17 protein-coding genes are annotated in these 15,110 nt (G+C 71.7%); 8 read left to right on the top strand and 9 right to left on the bottom strand.

Annotated elements, in window-relative coordinates:
• Positions 1 to 85 precede the first annotated feature (85 nt).
• Positions 86 to 1,405 carry a M20/M25/M40 family metallo-hydrolase gene (locus tag CWC38_RS07745; protein WP_121846212.1) on the bottom strand — a complete coding sequence of 440 codons (1,320 nt, stop codon included), beginning with the start codon at positions 1,403 to 1,405 and terminating at the stop codon, positions 86 to 88.
• Positions 1,406 to 1,638: 233 nt separating this feature from the next.
• Between CWC38_RS07745 and CWC38_RS07740 the strand changes: the two genes are divergently transcribed.
• A complete protein-coding gene (locus tag CWC38_RS07740) occupies positions 1,639 to 2,142 on the top strand; it encodes a GNAT family N-acetyltransferase (protein WP_121846211.1) in 504 nt (167 codons plus the stop codon).
• Between the two features lie 68 nt (positions 2,143 to 2,210).
• On the opposite strand, the gene CWC38_RS07735 is transcribed toward CWC38_RS07740, so the two are convergent.
• From CWC38_RS07735 to nrdF, 5 genes are all read right to left on the bottom strand, one after another.
• The gene (locus tag CWC38_RS07735) at positions 2,211 to 2,678 is read right to left on the bottom strand and encodes a pyridoxamine 5'-phosphate oxidase family protein (protein ID WP_240625153.1); all 468 of its coding nucleotides are present in this window, start codon (positions 2,676 to 2,678) and stop codon (positions 2,211 to 2,213) included.
• A 223-nt stretch (positions 2,679 to 2,901) separates the two neighbouring features.
• Entirely contained in the window at positions 2,902 to 3,726 is an 825-nt protein-coding gene (locus CWC38_RS07730; RefSeq protein ID WP_121846210.1) for an SOS response-associated peptidase, read from the bottom strand.
• A gap of 47 nt (positions 3,727 to 3,773) precedes the next feature.
• Positions 3,774 to 4,505 carry a lipoate--protein ligase family protein gene (locus CWC38_RS07725; protein WP_121846209.1) on the bottom strand — a complete coding sequence of 244 codons (732 nt, stop codon included), beginning with the start codon at positions 4,503 to 4,505 and terminating at the stop codon, positions 3,774 to 3,776.
• 49 nt (positions 4,506 to 4,554) lie between these two features.
• On the bottom strand, positions 4,555 to 4,971 hold the full coding sequence (locus CWC38_RS07720) for a hypothetical protein (protein WP_240625152.1): 417 nt from the start codon (positions 4,969 to 4,971) through the stop codon (positions 4,555 to 4,557).
• A gap of 275 nt (positions 4,972 to 5,246) precedes the next feature.
• A complete protein-coding gene (gene nrdF / locus CWC38_RS07715; protein ID WP_121846215.1) occupies positions 5,247 to 6,227 on the bottom strand; it encodes a class 1b ribonucleoside-diphosphate reductase subunit beta in 981 nt (326 codons plus the stop codon).
• Positions 6,228 to 6,529: 302 nt separating this feature from the next.
• Between nrdF and CWC38_RS07710 the strand changes: the two genes are divergently transcribed.
• A complete protein-coding gene (locus tag CWC38_RS07710) occupies positions 6,530 to 6,712 on the top strand; it encodes an antitoxin (RefSeq protein WP_121846208.1) in 183 nt (60 codons plus the stop codon).
• Positions 6,713 to 6,888: 176 nt separating this feature from the next.
• Here CWC38_RS07710 and zapE read toward each other — a convergent pair whose 3' ends face one another.
• Positions 6,889 to 7,938, bottom strand: a complete 1,050-nt coding sequence (zapE, locus tag CWC38_RS07705; protein ID WP_121846207.1) for a cell division protein ZapE — start codon at positions 7,936 to 7,938, stop codon at positions 6,889 to 6,891.
• Positions 7,939 to 8,261: 323 nt separating this feature from the next.
• Between zapE and CWC38_RS07700 the strand changes: the two genes are divergently transcribed.
• Positions 8,262 to 9,170 carry a sulfurtransferase gene (locus CWC38_RS07700; protein ID WP_121846206.1) on the top strand — a complete coding sequence of 303 codons (909 nt, stop codon included), beginning with the start codon at positions 8,262 to 8,264 and terminating at the stop codon, positions 9,168 to 9,170.
• Complete coding sequence (locus tag CWC38_RS07695; RefSeq protein WP_121846205.1) at positions 9,167 to 9,616, top strand: SufE family protein; 450 nt, start codon at positions 9,167 to 9,169, stop codon at positions 9,614 to 9,616. The genes CWC38_RS07700 and CWC38_RS07695 overlap by 4 nt, the downstream gene beginning before the upstream one ends.
• 124 nt (positions 9,617 to 9,740) lie before the next feature.
• Here CWC38_RS07695 and CWC38_RS07690 read toward each other — a convergent pair whose 3' ends face one another.
• Positions 9,741 to 10,976: an alpha/beta hydrolase family protein gene (locus CWC38_RS07690; RefSeq protein WP_121846204.1), complete on the bottom strand. Its 1,236-nt coding sequence runs from the start codon at positions 10,974 to 10,976 to the stop codon at positions 9,741 to 9,743.
• 156 nt (positions 10,977 to 11,132) lie between these two features.
• Between CWC38_RS07690 and msrB the strand changes: the two genes are divergently transcribed.
• From msrB to CWC38_RS07675, 3 genes are all read left to right on the top strand, one after another.
• Positions 11,133 to 11,543, top strand: coding sequence for a peptide-methionine (R)-S-oxide reductase MsrB (gene msrB / locus CWC38_RS07685; RefSeq protein WP_121846214.1), 411 nt, complete (start codon positions 11,133 to 11,135; stop codon positions 11,541 to 11,543).
• Between the two features lie 133 nt (positions 11,544 to 11,676).
• Complete coding sequence (locus tag CWC38_RS07680) at positions 11,677 to 12,267, top strand: DUF3000 domain-containing protein (RefSeq protein ID WP_240625151.1); 591 nt, start codon at positions 11,677 to 11,679, stop codon at positions 12,265 to 12,267.
• A gap of 140 nt (positions 12,268 to 12,407) precedes the next feature.
• A complete protein-coding gene (locus tag CWC38_RS07675; RefSeq protein ID WP_121846202.1) occupies positions 12,408 to 13,670 on the top strand; it encodes an HRDC domain-containing protein in 1,263 nt (420 codons plus the stop codon).
• Between the two features lie 101 nt (positions 13,671 to 13,771).
• On the opposite strand, the gene CWC38_RS07670 is transcribed toward CWC38_RS07675, so the two are convergent.
• On the bottom strand, positions 13,772 to 14,191 hold the full coding sequence (locus CWC38_RS07670; protein WP_121846201.1) for a hypothetical protein: 420 nt from the start codon (positions 14,189 to 14,191) through the stop codon (positions 13,772 to 13,774).
• A 162-nt stretch (positions 14,192 to 14,353) separates the two neighbouring features.
• Here CWC38_RS07670 and CWC38_RS07665 point away from each other — a divergent pair, with 162 nt between their 5' ends.
• Positions 14,354 to 14,857, top strand: coding sequence for a Rieske (2Fe-2S) protein (locus CWC38_RS07665; protein WP_165860370.1), 504 nt, complete (start codon positions 14,354 to 14,356; stop codon positions 14,855 to 14,857).
• Positions 14,858 to 15,110: the final 253 nt, after the last annotated feature.

Below are 15,110 nucleotides of genomic sequence, written 5' to 3'. Positions count from 1 at the left end.
GTGTTCGATCAGACGGTCGTGCGGTGTTCGATCGGTGGCCAGGACGTGGCGGCGCGGCGTCGTCGTCCGGACAGCGGCGTGCCGCTCAGTACGAGCGCAGCAGCCGGTCCAGCACGCGCGAGCCGAACTCCAGGGAGGCCACGGGAACGCGCTCGTCCACGCCGTGGAACATGCCCGTGAAGTCCAGCCCGTCCGGCAGCTGCAGGGGCACGAAACCGTAGCCCGTGATGCCCAAAGTGGACAGGGACTTGTTGTCGGTGCCGGCCCCCAGCATGTAGGGCAGCACCACGGCGTCCGGGTCCTCGGCCTCCAGGGCCGCCACCATGGCGTCCACCACGGTGCCGGAGAAGGGGACCTCCAGGGCGATGTCCGTGAACTCCGCCTCGATCCGCACCTTGTCCCCCGCGAGCTCCTGAAGCTTCGCCAGCACGTGCTCCTTCTGCTCCGGCAGGAAGCGCACGTCCACCGCGCCCTGGGCGGAACCCGGGATCACGTTGGTCTTGTCCCCGCCGTCGAGCACCGTGGGGTTGGAGGTGTTCTGCAGCGTGGCGCCCACGAACCGGGCCACGTCCCCGAGCTCCCGCAGCAGCTGCTGGGGGTTCTGGGGGTCGAACTCCACGCCGGTGAGCTCGGTGACGTGGTCCAGGAACGCCCGGGTGGTCTTGGTCAGCTCGACGGGCCACGTGTACTCGCCGATGTTCGCCATCGCGCGGGACAGCGTGGTCACGGCGTTGTCCTCGTGCAGCCCGGAGCCGTGTCCGGCCTGCCCCTGGGCGTGCAGCGTGAGCCACAGCAGGCCCTTCTCGGCGGTCTGCAGCAGGTAGGCCCGGCGCCCGCCGATGGTGGTGGAGTAGCCGCCCACCTCGCTCAGCGCGTCCGTGACGCCCTCGAAGACCTCGGGGTGCTCGTTCACCATGTACTTGGAGCCGTAGCGCATCCCGGCCTCCTCGTCCGCGAAGAACCCGAAGACGATGTCGCGCTTCGGCACGGTTCCGGTGCGCCGCATGTGCCGCAGGACGGACAGCATCATGGCGTCCATGTCCTTCATGTCCACCGCACCCCGGCCCCAGATCATGCCGTCCTTCAGCTCCCCGGCGAACGGGTCCACGGACCAGTCCTGCGCCATCGCGGGCACCACGTCCAGGTGGCCGTGCACCAGCAGCGCGTCCGCCGTGGGGTCCGAGCCCTCCAGCCGCGTGAACACGTTGGCCCGACCCGGAGCCGACTCGAAGTACTGGGTCTCCAGGCCCACCTCCTGGATCAGCTCGGCCACGTACTCGGCGGCCTGCCGCTCCCCCTCGGCCTCGCCGCTGGAGTAGTTGGACGTGTCGAAGCGGATGAGCTCCCGGCAGATCCGGGCGGTCTCCCCCTCGGGGGTCGAGGTGGTCTCGGTGTGCTGCGTCATGGTTCTCGTTCTCCTCGCTGCCGCGGTGGGGCCGGCCCCGCACGGAGGCCGGGGTGCCCGGGCGTGCCGGGCGTCGTCGTGGTCACCGCCGCACACCGCACCGCGGCGCGCGGGGGCGGCGGCGGGCCCGACGGTCCGTACCCCACGGTAGCCCTCCCACGGATCCGGAGGTGTTCTCGGCTACTCTGGGGGCACGATCGAGTTCGTTCCGCACCGACCCGTGGGAGGCCACGATGACTGGAAACATCACCCTGATCGCCCGGACGGCGCCCACCACCCGGCAGGTCACCACGCCCAGCCGCTCCGTGACCCAGGACGACGCCGCCGCTCTCGCACAGCTGCTGCTGGAGGCGTACGGCACCGAGAAGGGCGGTTCGCAGGAGCGCGCCGAGGCCGTCATCCGTGACGCGTTCGAGGGCGCCTACGGTCCGTTCCTGGCGGAGCAGTCCCAGCTGGTCGAGGACGAGCAGGGCCACCCCGTGGCCGCGGCCATCGTCCTGGAGCGCCGCCGGGACACCACGCTGCCCGACGCCCCCTACCTCTTCGAGCTCTTCACCGCCTCCTCCCACCGCCGTCGCGGTCTCGCGGAGCAGCTCGTGCGCCAGGTGATGGCCGCCCTGCACGAGAGCGGCTACGAGGAGGTCTGCGTGCGGATCCCCGAGGACAACTCGGCGGCGCTCGCGCTCTACCTCACCCTCGACTTCAACCGCTGGACCCCCGAGCACGACGAGCTCTGAGGCTCGTTACCCCGAGTGGCCTCCGCGGGCAGTCCGTGCCGTGCTCCCCGCGCCGCCCGGACGCCCGCTCAGCGTAGGCTGAGTTCTGCGCGCACCGGCGGTTCCTGCGAGACGTCCGTGTGCAGTGCCCACCGCACACTCACCTCCACGAGACGCAGGCTCTGCGGGTCGTGGGTGTCGGTGGCGCCGGGGTGCTGGGCCTCGAGGGTCTCACCGGCCGCCGCGGCCTCGGAGTCCACCAGGACGCGGGCCTCCCCCTCGAGCTGCACCTCGTCCCGGCCGTCGCGCATGACCACCATGGACAGCCGCGGATCCGAGCTGATGTTCTCGAACTTGCGCGACGCCGCGTTGGTGCCGAACACGATGCGCGCCGAGTCCGTGACCGCGATGTTGACGTACGCGGACTCGGGGTACCCGGTGCCGCTGTTGCTCGCCACCACCGCGCCGCCCGCCGCGCGGAGGAATCCGATCAGCCAGCGCGCGTCTTCGCTCAGGTTCCTGCCCAGTTCCACCATGTCGGCCCCCGGTCCGTGCATCTCGTGTCCGTCCTGATGACTCCCACTGTAGGTCCGCAAGCCGCGCTCCGTTGCTTCCGGCCCGCCGGGAAGCAACGGGAGCCGACACGGGGCCACGCCCGGTGACGCGGTCCGCCGTCCCCGCGAGCGCGAGGGGTGGCCCGCCTCTGCTGGCTGGGCACACTGACCACGGGCCGCGGCCCCGCACCCGGGAGGAAGCGGTGCGTCGCGCGGCCGAGCGGCGTCAGGCGAACAGCGGCTCCTGCGGCTCCACGAGGTGGGCCCCCTGGTTCGCGACCGAGCCCACCTCCGGGGAGACCGGGTGCATGCGCCACCCCGAGGCGACCTCGAACGCCTGGGCGACCACCCGGTCCACGAGCGCGCGCGTGTGCTCCTTGTCCTTGTCCGGCGCAATCCACTCCCGGGCGGTGCCCTCGTCCATGCCCGCGGGCAGCCGGTGGTGCAGGGCGCCGAGGGCCGCGAGGTGGGGATTCTCGTCACGGGCGTCGGGCGCCTCGCGCGTGAGGATCGAGCACGAGAGCAGCCACTGCCCCGCGGCGTCGTCCTGCGATGCGGCGCGGCCCGGCCGCGTCTGCTCCCCGCGCACGGCTGCTGCCGCGTCACCGGGTACGCGCCACCACTCGTAGATGCCGGCGAACCAGATGGGCGCGCCGTCCTGCGGGTGCACGAAGTAGGGCTGCTTCTTTCCGTGCCCCGTGTCCGGGGCCCTCCACTCGTAGTAGCCGTCCGCGGGGACCGCGCAGCGCCGCGCGGTGACGGCCGCCCGGAAGGAGGGCTTCTCCATGACGGTCTCGGAGCGCGCGTTGAACATCTTGGAACCCACCGAGACGTCCTTGGCCCACGAGGGCACGAGCCCCCAGCGGGCCGCGTGGACCTCCGTGAGCAGCTGGCCGTCCTCCGCGAGGCGCTCGAGCACCACGGGCACCGTGTGGGTGGGTGCCACGTTCCAGTTGGGCGCCGCGGAGTCCGCGATGGAGTCGTCCACGCGGGCGTCGAAGGGCAGGGCCAGCTGCCCGGGGGTCCTCGCGATCACGTAGCGTCCGCACACGGTGCGCTCCTCCTGAGTCTGGTTGCCGGGTCGTCTGGTGTGCCGGGTCAGGCCGTGCCGGCGGCCCCGGTCACGGGGCCGTTGCCCATGTAGGTGGCGTAGCGGTCGTACACGCCCATGAGCGCGTCCTCGACCTCGGCCACCGTGGTCCCGGGCCGCACGTCCGCGACGCACCCGGCCGTGGCGGGCTCCCACGGCACGCCCAGGCACGCGTAGACGTCCTCCAGGACGCCGCGCAGGGGCTCGGACTCCGCCACCACGACCACCGTGGAGAAGTACCACGCGCCGGCCACCACGCGCTGCGCCGTCCCGGCGAGCTTCACGGGCTGCTGCGGGTCCGCGGCCGTGCCCGGTGCGTGCACGCTGTACTCGCCCGCGCAGTACTCCCCCGGGATCTCACCCACCTGGGCGGGGATCTCGAGCTCCTCGAGCGCGGCCACCACCATGTCCCCGAACAACCGGTAGCGGTCCTGGATCCCGGTCTTGGGATCCGGGTCCGGCTCCACGTGGTCGATCACGAGGCACCCGCCGTGGTAGGCCGCGGCACGGCCACCCACCCGGCGCACGAGCGGTGTGAACGCGGCATCGAGCGCGGCCTGACGCGCACGGGCGAAGCCGGGGTTCAGCTCGTCCCGGCGGCCGAACGCCACGGTGGGGCGCGGCTGGTACACCCGCAGGACGGGTTCGGTGGCGCCGCCGCGGGCGGCATCCAGGATGGTGAGGGCGCGGCGGTAGTCCTGTTCGGCACCCAGGGACTCGCGCTGACGTATGAGTTTCATGCTGGCGCCAACTCTAGTCCAGCCGGCGGTGCTGCCCGGCGGACGCGGTTCAGGCGCCGGTGGTGGCCAGCTGCGCGGCGGCCCGGTGCTCGGACCCGGAGCGCTGCACGCCCGCGGGTCGACGCCGGGGGTAGGTCACCGGCCCGTGCGCCGCGGCGGCCACGATGGCCGTCTTGAGCACGCGGTGGTCCGCCAGCAGATCGCGGGACTGGTTCAGCGAGTGCAGCGGGCGGCACGTCATGGTGACGCCCCCGCGGGACACGTACCGGTCCACGTAGCGCACCGCGGCGTTCCACCGCTTGCGCTGGTCACGGGTCAGCTCACTGCCCTCGAGCTCCCGGACCCATCCCATCGCCCCGGTGTACACCCGGGTCACGAGTTCCCGTTCGAAGCCCTCCACGGTTCCCGTTCCACGCATCAGCTGGTTCAGTGCCGTCAGCTCGGCCACCGACAGCGCGGATCTCACGATCGCAGCAGCACGCATGATGTCTCAGCCCCCTGTGAAAGTCTGCCGCGGTGGGTGCGAACGGAGTCACCCCCACCGCGGCGTCAACCCTGCCCCACCGCCCTGACGATCCCCCCCGGAACGTTCTGCGGGCAACGGGGACGCTCTCCCCTAGCGCTCTCAAGTCTAGGTACCGCCCCGCAGCGGTCACAGTCGCACATTGGGGGACGGCGAAGGCCGCCACGCGGTGACGTGACGGCCTTCGAGTGCGCAGAACCGCTGCGGGTGGAACCGGATCAGAAGTCCCAGTCCTCGTCCTCCGTGTTCACCGCCTTGCCGATCACGTAGGAGGAGCCCGAGCCGGAGAAGAAGTCGTGGTTCTCGTCCGCGTTCGGGGACAGCGAGGAGAGGATGGCCGGGGAGACGTCCGTCATCTCGCGCGGGAACAGCGCCTCGTAGCCCAGGTTGTTCAGCGCCTTGTTGGCGTTGTAGTGCAGGAACTTCTTGACGTCCTCGGTCCAGCCCACGGAGTCGTAGAGGGCCTCGGCGTAGGCCACCTCGTTCTCGTAGAGCTCGTCCAGCAGGTCGTAGGTGTAGTCCTTCAGCTCCTGCTGACGCTCCGGTGTCTCCAGCAGCAGGCCCTTCTGGTACTTGTAGCCGATGTAGTACCCGTGCACGGCCTCGTCGCGGATGATCAGCCGGATCAGGTCCGCGGTGTTGGTGAGCTTGGCGTGGGAGGAGAAGTACATGGGCAGGTAGAACCCGGAGTAGAACAGGAACGACTCCAGCAGGGTGGAGGCCACCTTCTTCTTCAGGGGGTCGTCGCCCTTGTAGTAGGACAGGACGATGTCCGCCTTGCGCTGGAGGTACTCGTTCTCACGGGACCACCGGAACGCCTCGTCGATCTGCTTCATCGAGGACAGCGTGGAGAAGATCGAGGAGTAGGACTTGGCGTGCACGGACTCCATGAAGGCGATGTTCGTGTAGACCGCCTCCTCGTGGAGCGTCTTGGCGTCCGGGATGAGGGAGACCGCGCCCACGGTGCCCTGGATGGTGTCCAGCAGCGTGAGGCCGGTGAAGACCTTCATGGCGAGGTCCTGCTCCTCGGCGCTGAGCGTCTTCCAGGACTGGACGTCGTTGGACAGCGGCACCTTCTCGGGCAGCCAGAAGTTCGACGTCAGACGGTCCCAGACCTCGGTGTCCTTCTCGTCCTGGACGCGGTTCCAGTTGATGGCCTCCGCCGGGTGGCGGAGCAGTTCGACCTGTTCGGTGGTCATGGTGCGCACTGGCTCCTTCGTGGATGCAGTTCTCAGGGGTGCTGAGCGTGCTGGGGGCGGGGCGGTCGCTCGGGGAAGCGGTGCGCGCGGGGCGCGGCACCGGTCGCCGTCCTCGTGGAAAAGGACTCTCAGGATACTCCACGCCCCCACCACCCCCGCCGACGGATCTCCGTGGTGCCACTCCCGGTTTCCCTCACGGCGAACGGTTGTGCGAGGCCCTTTCCAGCGAGCGCCCCGGCGTGCAGGATGGGAACCTGCCGACCCGCAACCGGGCTGGTTCAGCAATCGGAAGGAGACAGATCATGCCTGACTTCGGAGGACTCGCGGACAAGGCCAAGGACCTGGCGGGCGACCACCAGGACAAGGTCAAGGAGGGCGTCGACAAGGCCGGGGACGCCGTCGACGAGAAGACCGGCGGCAAGTTCGAGGGCCAGGTCGACCAGGGCCAGGACGCCGTGCGCGACCACCTCGGTGGCAACGAGTAAAACCTCGCCCCCCGCAGGGCAACGGGGGCCCCTTCCTCACGGAAGGGGCCCCCGTTTTCATGACCGGCGCTTCGGACGTCGTCGACCCCGGGCACAGTGGCCGGTGGCCGGTGCCCGGTGCCCGGTGCCCGACGATGCTGCCCGGGCGGGGTGCTCGGCAGGGCCGGCGGACCGCCTCAGGCCTCGTCGGCCTCCCGCGCCAGTGCGGTGAGGCGGGAGACGGCGCGGTAGTACTTCTTCTGGTACCCGCCGGCCATCATCTCCTCCGTGAACACCCGGTCGAAGGGCACGCCCGTGGAGAGGATGGGGAGGTCGCGGTCGTAGAGCCGGTCCGCGAGCACCACGAAGCGCAGCGCCACGGCCTGCTGGTCGATCGTGCGCACCCCGCGCCACGCAATGGCGTCCAGGTCCGCGATGAACGCCCGGTAGCGGGAGGGGTGCACCCGGGAGAGCTGGTCCACGAGTGCGTCGAAGTCGTCCACGGCCACCCGACGACCCGCGAAGTGCTGCTCCACGGCGGCGTCGAGCGCGGCGTCGTCGGCCAGTGGTGACGGGGCCTCCGGAAGCCCGCGGTGGCGGTAGTCCTCGCCGTCGATGCGCACCACCTCGAACTGCGAGGAGAGCACCTGGATCTCCCGCTGGAAGTCCTGAGCGGCGAACCGCCCCTCCCCCAGCGAGCCGGGCAGGGTGTTGGACGTGGCCGCGAGCTTGACGCCCACATCCGCGAGCTCGCGCATCAGTCGGGACATCAGCACCGTGTCCCCGGGATCGTCCAGCTCGAACTCGTCGATGCACACGAGCGAGTACTCCTTCAGCGCGTCCACGGTGCGCCGGAACGTGAGGGCACCCACCAGGTTGGTGTACTCCACGAACGTGCCGAACGCCTTGGGCCCCGGCACGGCGTGCCACAGGGAGGCGAGCAGGTGGGTCTTGCCCACACCGAACCCGCCGTCCAGGTAGATCCCCTGGGCCGCGACCGGTGCCTTCGACCCGCCGAAGAGCTTGGCGAAGAAACCGCCACCGCCCTGCGTGCCGCGCCCGGACACGCTGGCCGCGAACGCCCGCAGCTTCTCCACGGCCTCGGCCTGGGAGGGCTGGGAGGGGTCAGGGCGGTAGGTGTCGAAGGACACCTCCCCGAAGCGCTCGGAAGGTCGGAACCCGGCCAGCAGGTCCTCCGCGGAGACGCGCGGATTGCGCTCCACCAGGTGTTCGATGTGCGTGCTCACGTGACAGGGCCTCCCGGCCGGCACCGGGCGCGCCGCTCGCGTGGGCAGCTCCCCGGTCACCGGTCCCGCTCTCGACGGACGGTGGGGCGTGGCTCGCCCCGTTCTCTCCCCGATGCTACCCGGCGCGCCGCGCGGCCCCGTCGGCACGTCCGCGCGGCTCAGCCGGTGGTGAACACCACACGCGGGCGTGACGAACGAGGACCACCCGGCATGCACGGCCCACGGCCGCACCACTACGCTGGGAACCGAGATGCGCACGCCCCGGCGTGCGCCGCCCCCGGCACCACCGGGACAGGACAGCACCAGGACAAGGAGACGTCTTCATGGCGGCAGAAGCAGAGCACAACGAGGCCTTCGCGCAGTACGCGCACCCGCAGCGGCTGGTCTCCACCCAGTGGGTGGCGGAGCACACCGACGACCCGGGCGTCGTCGTGGTCGAGTCCGACGAGGACGTCCTGCTCTACGAGACGGGCCACGTGCCCGGAGCCGTGAAGGTGGACTGGCACACGGACCTCAACGACACCGAGACCCGCGACTACGTGGACGGCGAGGCGTTCGCCGCGCTGATGTCCCACAAGGGCATCTCCCGCGAGGACACCGTGGTGGTCTACGGCGACAAGTCCAACTGGTGGGCCGCCTACGCCCTGTGGGTGTTCACGCTGTTCGGCCACGAGGACGTCCGGCTCATGGACGGCGGCCGGGACAAGTGGATCGCGGAGGGCCGCGAGCTCACCACCGACGCCACCGAGGTCACGCCCACCGACTACCCCGTGGTGCAGCGCGAGGACGCCCCGATCCGCGCCTACCGGGAGGACGTGCTGCAGGCGCTGGGCACCACCCCGCTGATCGACGTGCGCTCCCCCCAGGAATACACGGGCGAGCGCACCCACATGCCCGACTACCCGCAGGAGGGCACGCTGCGCGGCGGGCACATCCCCACCGCGGCGTCGGTGCCCTGGGCACGCGCGGCCGCCGAGGACGGGACGTTCAGGTCCCGCGCGGAGCTCGAGGCGATCTACCTGGACGAGGTGGGGCTGACCCCGGGCGAGGACGTCATCGCCTACTGCCGCATCGGTGAGCGCTCCTCCCACACCTGGTTCGTGCTCACCCACCTGCTGGGATTCGAGAACGTGCGCAACTACGACGGCTCCTGGACCGAGTGGGGCAACGCCGTGCGCGTGCCCGTGGCCCAGGGCGAGGCGCGCGGCGAGGTCCCGGGAGCCGCCCGGTGAGCGCGCAGGAGCTTCCCGCCCAGCTGGCCGAGCTCGTCACCGAGTTCCACGAGGTTCCCGAGCCGGACAAGCTGCAGCTGCTGCTGGAGTTCTCCCGCTCGCTCCCGGAGCTGCCCGCGCGGCTGGGCGAGCACCCGGAGGAGCTTGAGCAGGTGACGGAGTGCCAGTCCCCGCTCTTCCTCGCGGTGGAGCTGGAGGGCAGCGGGCCCGAGGCCCCGGTCTCGCTCTTCTTCTCCGCCCCGGCGGAGGCACCCACCACGCGCGGGTTCGCGTCGATCCTGCACGAGGGTCTCAACGGGCTCCCGGCGGAGCAGGTGCTCGCCGTGCCGGACGACCTCCCGGAGCGCTTCGGACTCACCAAGCTGGTCTCCCCGCTGCGGATGCGCGGGATGTCCGCGATGCTGGGGCGCGTCAAGCACCAGATCACCGCGCTGCAGGCCGGCTGACGCCGACGCCGCGGGCGCAGGGACCGGAACGCTTCGCGGCCGCGGCGTCCGCCATGCAGAGACCCCCGGCCCGCCGCGCGTCCGGGGGTCTCTGCGTCTGCGTACGACGGCGCTCGGCCGGGACTCAGGCCCCGTCCCGCAGCACCGCGGCGAGCCAGTCCCCCATCGCGCGTTCGTAGCGCTTGCGGTCGATGTTCCACTCCTTGGTGTGCCGCGCACCCGAGAACCCCACGAAGTCCACGTGCGGGTTGAGGTCCGCGAGCTTCACGGACCCCGCCACGGGCACCACCTCGTCGTCCGTGGAGTGCAGGATCAGCGTGGGCGTGGTGATGTCCTGCCACCGGGAGAGCCAGTCCAGTGCATGCAGGTCCACAGGGGCCGCGAGCCCCGTGACCCGGGGGCCCAGGCGGTGGGAGATCATGTCCGCGGCCAGGCGCCCCACGCGGCGCGGGATGCGGTGCACTCGGGTCTGGTGCGCGAGCAGCTCGTACCAGTCCACCACCGGGCCGGTGAGCACGAGCGCCCGGACCCGGTCCCTGTGGCGCGTGAGCTCCGTGGTGCGCAGCACGATCGCCCCGCCCATGGACCACCCGAACAGCACCACGTCCGAGGCGCCGTGCTCGAGTGCGTACTCGATGCCCGCCTGCACGTCCTCCCACTCGGTGAACCCGAGGCCGTACTTGTTGTCCTCGGTGGTGGGTGCCTCCTGGTCGTTGCGGTAGGAGAGGATCAGCGAGTGCAGCCCCAGCTGGTGGGCCCCCCGTGCCCCGCGGATGCACTCGGGCCGCTGCGCCCCGCGGCCGTGCACCATCACGGCCCAGGTCCCCGTGTGGTGGGCACGGGCCGTGTCCCCGTCACCCGGCACGAGCCACGCGGGGGCCGGTCCGAGCGGCGTCGTGATCTCCACCTTGCCGTAGGCGAGACCGGCGTCCGAGGGGCGCGCGTACACCGTGCCGGTCCACCAGCCGCGCGCACCCACCGAGAGCTCCCCGCGGTAGACGCGCTCCACCACGCGGGTGACCGTGCCACCGGTCTGGCGCACGATGAAGCCGATCCGGGCGAGCCCCGCGCCGTCGTCGAAGCGCAGGGCGTAGGTCCCGGCCACCCGGGTGTCCGAGGTGGCGGGAAGGGTCACGAGGTCCAGACCCGAGTGGGGGTCCTTCTCCAGCTTGAGCACCGTCACGTTGCCGGGCCGGGAGGACGGCGTGACCACGTGCCGAGCGACGAGCGCGGCGGCACCGCCCGAGATGGCGAACGCGGCGGAGGCCGCACCGAGTCCCGCGGCCGCACCCACGAGCGCGCCGTGCTGCCAGGAGCGTGCGGATTCCGAGTCCTGCGGGGAGGGCGTGAGCCGAGTCATGGCGCCATTCTGGCACGCCGGACCCTCCCCCGAGGGTGGCCCGCGGGCATAACCCCGGCCGCCCCGTGGTTGCACAGGCACGACAACCACCGATGAACAGGGAGGCACACCGTGCACGAGAACGACGCGGCGCACGCGCAGCAGGAGAAGCGGCCGCTGAGCCCCGAGGCCGCGGCCGCGCGCACGGATGCGCAGTGGCGGGAGGCTTTGGAGCCGATGGAGTACCAGGTGCTGCGCCAGGCCGGGACCGAGCCGCCGCACACGGGTGAGTACGTGGACACCACCACCGAGGGCGTCTACGAGTGCCGTGCGTGCGGGGCCGAGCTCTTCCGCTCCGAGACCAAGTTCGCATCGCACTGCGGGTGGCCCTCGTTCTTCGCGCCGCTCGCGGAGGACCGGGTGCGCTACATCGAGGACACCACGCTGGGCATGAAGCGTGTGGAGGTCCGGTGCGCCACGTGCGACTCGCACCTGGGACACGTGTTCGAGGGCGAGGGCTACGGGACGCCCACGGACCTGCGCTACTGCATGAACTCGGTCTCGCTGCGCCTGGTTCCGGCGTCCTGACTCCCCGCACGGCCCGGGGCCGCGGCCCCGGTGACCCCCAGTGACGACACGATGCCAAACACGCACCGATGGTGATCAGTGTGGTTACTGTGACCTTGTGGGAGCGGTAACCGAGCTGAAGAGCACTCCGGACGTGTTTCGCGCAGTCGTGCGGGCCCTGGAGTCTGCCCGGTTCCGCCCCGAGATCACGCTCAGCCGCATCGCCCCGCCCCGCGGTCTGGCACCGCACGCGATCTCCTTCGCGGCGGAGGTGGGGCGCAGCCTGTCCCCGCGCGCGGCCCGGGCGCACGACGCCGCCGGGCCCCGAGAGGCGCCCGCCTCCGGTCGCTTCGTGGTGCTCTACGACGAGTCCTGTCCCCAACCGTGGCAGGGACCCTTCCGGATCGTGAGCTGGTTCCGGTCCCGCATGGACACCGAGATGGGCCGCGACGAGCTGCTCACCGACGTCAGCTGGGCGTGGCTCACGGACACCCTCGGAGAGCACGGCGCCCTGTTCACCGCGGAGGGCGGCACCGCGTCCCGCACCGTGGAACGGCACTACGGGAGCCTCACCGACCGCGCCGACGTCGCGCAGGTCGAGGTCAGGGCGTCCTGGACCCCCGTTCCGCAGCCACCCCAGGGCGGAGCACCGCACTGGGCCGAATCCCACCTGCGTGCGTGGACGCACGTCCTGTGCACAGCCGCAGGACTTCCGCCGCACCACGAAGGTGTGGCATACGTATAGGTAGTACCGCACCGTCAAGTCAGCCCGTGCGGCACCGCGGAGCCAGGTCCGCGGCCGTCACGCCAGCGTTCGAGGAACATCACATCAACAGCACAGCCAACGATCCGACTCCCGCTCGTGAACCGGGGCCGTCCGACATCGTGGTGCCCGGCTTCGAGCACCTCGCCGTCCCCGCCACCGTGCACCTCAACGGCCCCGCGGAGGGCATTCCCCGCGTGGTGGACACCGCCCGCGGTCTGACCCGCGCGGCGGAGCAGCTGGCCGCCGCGAGCGGTCCCGTGGCCATCGACACGGAGCGGGCCTCCGGTTTCCGCTACGGCCAGCGCGCCTTCCTGGTGCAGCTGCGCCGCGAGGGAGCCGGCACCATCCTGATCGACCCCGAGGCCGTGGGGTCGCTCGCCCAGGTGAACGAGGCGCTGCGAGGGGTGGAGTGGGTGCTCCACGCCGCCACCCAGGACATGCCGTGCCTCGCGGAGCTGGACATGCGCCCGGACGCCCTGTTCGACACCGAGCTCGGCGGGCGGCTGCTCGGGCTGCGCAAGGGGGGGCTGGCCTCGATGACCGAGGAGCTGCTGGGCTTCACCCTCTCCAAGGAGCACTCCGCGGTGGACTGGTCCCAGCGACCACTGCCCACCGACTGGCTCAACTACGCGGCACTGGACGTGGAGGTGCTGGTGCAGCTGCGCTGGGCCACCGAGGAGCGCCTCGTCCAGGACGGCAAGCTGGAGTGGGCGCTGCAGGAGTTCGAGCACGTGCGCACGGCCGCTCCTCCCGCGCCCCGTCAGGACCCCTGGCGGCGCACCCACGGCCTGGGCAACGTGCGCGGGAGGCGCAAGCTCACTGCCGTGCGCAACCTGTGGCTCGCACGGGAGTCCCTGGCCCGGCACAAGGACATCGCCCCCACACGGCTGCTGCCCGACGCCGCCATCGTGGCGGCGGCGAACGCCATGCCGCGCACCGTGCCGCAACTGATGGGCACCCCCGGCTTCCACGGCCGGCTCGCGTCCCGCGAGGCCCCCCGCTGGCTCGCTGCGGTGCAGGAGGCACGTCTCACGGAGGAGCCCGTGCCCGCCACGATCCCGTCCACGAACCTGCCGCCCGTCAAGGGCTGGGAGACCAAGCGGCCCGAGGCCTCCGCGCGGCTCAAGGTGGTCAAGCCCGCCGTGGCCGCCCTCGCCGACGAGCTGGGGCTGCCCACCGAGAACCTGCTGACCCCCGAGCTGCTGCGGCGGTTCTGCTGGCAGCCCCCGCGCTCCACGTCCGACGACGCCGTGGCGGAGCGGCTGCGGGAGCTCGGCGCCCGGCCGTGGCAGGTGGAGCGCGTGGCCCCCGTGATCGGCGCGGCGTGGCGTGAGCTGCGCGCCCGGCGCCGGGCGGACAGGGCCGGTGAGCCGCAGGAGTGATCCTGCGCCCGCCCCTCACGTGACGACGACGGCCGCACACCCCGGGGTGTGCGGTGCGGCCGTCGCCGTGCGCGGCCCCGGTCAGCGGGGCCGCGGGTGGATCACTTCTTCATGTCCTTGGCGTCCGGCACCGGGTGCGCCGGCTCCATGTCCACGTCCTTCTCGGTGGTCGCGGGCTTGGGGAGCTTGGCGTCCGTGCCGTGGGAGGAGGAGTTCTGCGCCTTCTCCTTGACCGAGGCGGCACCGTCCTGGGCCTTGCCCTTGACCGCCGCGGCGCCCTCGGACGCCTTGGTGGTGACGGTCTCGGTGGCCTTCTGGGCGCTCTCGGCGATCTTCTCGCCCACCACGGGAACCTCGGACTTGACCCAGTCCGTGCCCTCGGAGACCTTGGCCTGGACCTTGGGGTCGTTCCAGGTGTTGATGGCGCTCTCGCGCAGGGACTCGTAGCTCTTGCGGCCGGACGCCGATCCGACCACGAAGCCGATTCCGAAACCGGCCACAAATGCAAACCGCTTGATCATGGTGCCTCCCTCGTGTGCTTCGCGAACCGGATCGTACCGGCCCGCTGCTGTTCCTCATGGTACTGAGTAAATCCCCGTGCACGCGCGGTTTACCCCGCTCGCCACCGGGTGGCCGTTGCGCTCTAGGATGAAGTGGACCGCACCGAGAGAGGACTCGCCGCCATGTCCGAGCACCAGCACACCGCCGTCCCGCGCTCCGCCGAGGAACCGGACGCGGTCACGGGCACCGCGCCCGCCGCGGGCTCCCCCGGCCCCTCACGACGTCGCGCGGTCGGGATCGTGGGCGCGGCCGCCGTGGGAGCCGTGACGCTCAGCGCGTGCGGCGGCGGCGGTGAGAAGACCGACGGCGCCGCCTCCCCCAGTGGCCCGAATTCCCCCACCGATGTTGCCGCGGCGGCGGACGTGCCCGTGGGCTCCGGGATCTCCGTGGACACGGACGGAGTGCAGGCCGTGGTGGCCCAGCCCACCGAGGGCACGTTCACCGCCTACTCCCCCGTGTGCCCCCACCAGGGGTGCTCCGTGAACCCGGCCAAGAAGCAGTTCGTGTGCCCGTGCCACAGCTCGGTGTTCGACCTGGCCACCGGGGACGTCACCGGCGGGCCCGCGAGCACCGGGCTCACCCCCTACCCCGTGAAGGTCGAGAAGGGCCGCGTGATCGTGGGTTGAAGCTCCTGCCGGTGCTCGGCCACCCGAAGCGGAGCGTGTCTGCCCGTGGTGGCCGCCGGGGCCCTCGTGCACCCGAGCGCTCATCGCGCCCGGGTGCGGGCCGGGCTGCCGGTTCCGCGGCAGCTCGTCGTGGGTGCCGGGGTGCACCACGTCCCCGCTCGCTCCGCATCCCGCCCGGGCCCCCGTGAACCGCGCCCCGGTCAGTCCTCCTGGGGGACCTCGGTGGCGGTGCGCGGTGCGGTGAGCGGGGCGG

The sequence above is a fragment of the Kocuria tytonicola genome (assembly GCF_003687455.1).
Classification (GTDB): Bacteria; Actinomycetota; Actinomycetes; order Actinomycetales; family Micrococcaceae; genus Kocuria; species Kocuria tytonicola.
The sequence above is the reverse complement of the archived record's forward strand: the minus strand, read 5'-3'. Positions and strand labels throughout refer to the sequence as shown.

Coding starts and splice junctions, on each gene's coding strand:
- CWC38_RS07745 (WP_121846212.1), bottom strand. CDS start 1,405: ATGACGCAGCACACCGAGACCACCTCGACCCCCGAGGGGGAGACCGCC.
- CWC38_RS07740 (WP_121846211.1), top strand. CDS start 1,639: ATGACTGGAAACATCACCCTGATCGCCCGGACGGCGCCCACCACCCGG.
- CWC38_RS07735 (WP_240625153.1), bottom strand. CDS start 2,678: ATGCACGGACCGGGGGCCGACATGGTGGAACTGGGCAGGAACCTGAGC.
- CWC38_RS07725 (WP_121846209.1), bottom strand. CDS start 4,505: ATGAAACTCATACGTCAGCGCGAGTCCCTGGGTGCCGAACAGGACTAC.
- nrdF (WP_121846215.1), bottom strand. CDS start 6,227: ATGACCACCGAACAGGTCGAACTGCTCCGCCACCCGGCGGAGGCCATC.
- CWC38_RS07710 (WP_121846208.1), top strand. CDS start 6,530: ATGCCTGACTTCGGAGGACTCGCGGACAAGGCCAAGGACCTGGCGGGC.
- CWC38_RS07700 (WP_121846206.1), top strand. CDS start 8,262: ATGGCGGCAGAAGCAGAGCACAACGAGGCCTTCGCGCAGTACGCGCAC.
- CWC38_RS07690 (WP_121846204.1), bottom strand. CDS start 10,976: ATGACTCGGCTCACGCCCTCCCCGCAGGACTCGGAATCCGCACGCTCC.
- CWC38_RS07670 (WP_121846201.1), bottom strand. CDS start 14,191: ATGATCAAGCGGTTTGCATTTGTGGCCGGTTTCGGAATCGGCTTCGTG.
- CWC38_RS07665 (WP_165860370.1), top strand. CDS start 14,354: ATGTCCGAGCACCAGCACACCGCCGTCCCGCGCTCCGCCGAGGAACCG.